Source organism: Methylosinus sp. R-45379 (assembly GCF_001644125.1).
Lineage (GTDB): Bacteria > Pseudomonadota > Alphaproteobacteria > Rhizobiales > Beijerinckiaceae > Methylosinus.
On record NZ_LUUM01000187.1, the window covers coordinates 1 to 1,156 of the forward strand.

1 protein-coding gene is annotated in these 1,156 nt (G+C 49.2%); it reads right to left on the reverse strand.

Annotated elements, in window-relative coordinates:
* Positions 1-201: 201 nt before the first annotated feature.
* Positions 202-1,156 (reverse strand): hypothetical protein (locus tag A1351_RS25270; protein ID WP_198162304.1); only part of this gene is annotated, 955 nt, incomplete at its 5' end.

Sequence of the window (1,156 nt, forward strand, 5' to 3'; positions counted from 1 at the left end):
CCGCCGCAAGCGTTTCGGCGTGGGGGGGGGCTATAGCCGCCCGCGCTCCTCCCCTGTGGTCGCGAATAAGGAGCAATGTATCAGCTGGATTGCGGCCATGGAGGCTCTCCGAGCCCGCGGTCCCTGGCGTAGAGCAATTGTGATCGGAGTCACGCTGGCTGCATCGCCACAATCATCGAGGGGGTTGCGCCGATTGGCCGACTACTCCTCGCCATCATCCTTTTTCTTTTTTACCGCCTCCTGCTTTTCTCCCTTCGATCGATCGAGCAAGGTCCTAATTCTCTCGATCATGCGATCTTCGTTTTCGTTATTCGCCATTTCGAGTGTACGCTGATGCTTATCGATCAAGAAATTACGCTCGGTCGCATCGAGCCTCTCGATCAATTTCGAGAGCTTTTGTTTGTCCATGAATTGCAGGGCTGAAAGGAAGGCGGTATGCCTCGCATCGATGTTCGTAGCTTCATTTGAAAAATAACGCATCAGTTCTAATGCTTTAGACTGATAACGGAACATTATGAGCGCGAGAACCTCGCACAGAATGACGAACGCATAGGTCGGCCCATGTCTCAGCAACACCACCTCCCACTCGACGTGCTGCTGTAGCAATTCTGGACTTTTCCAGTATTGATAGTACGTGCCGGCCAATACAAATCCGAGCACGAGAAGACCAATAATTGCGAGATTCATTCCAGAACCGCGAAACACTCTTGCCTGCCGCTCTGCTAAACTGGCATATTCGAGAGACCTATTACGCATCTGCAAGAATCTGTCACCACTATCGCGACGAATTTGATTTATTTTTGTTATATCATCTGATTGCTCTGCCAATATTTTACCAATAGACTCTACTATGTTATTTCCAAAAAGCTCGTCAATTTTCGAAGACAGCTCATACTTTATTAAATTGTCTGCCTTGTCAGCCCAGCTCGACACCGCGGAATCGACAGCAATCCGCGCACGTTGTTCAAAATCTCTCGCCAAGGTATCGGCAGTCGACGCAACGTTTCGCTCTGCCGACGACAACGCTTCAGCATCCGCCAGGCTGACCGATTGTTTAATTTTGTCGCCATCAAATGATAGCCACACCGCAAGAAATGAAGAAACAACCGCAATCAAACAAGCAGCTATAAATGGCGCATTATCAGCTGCATTAATA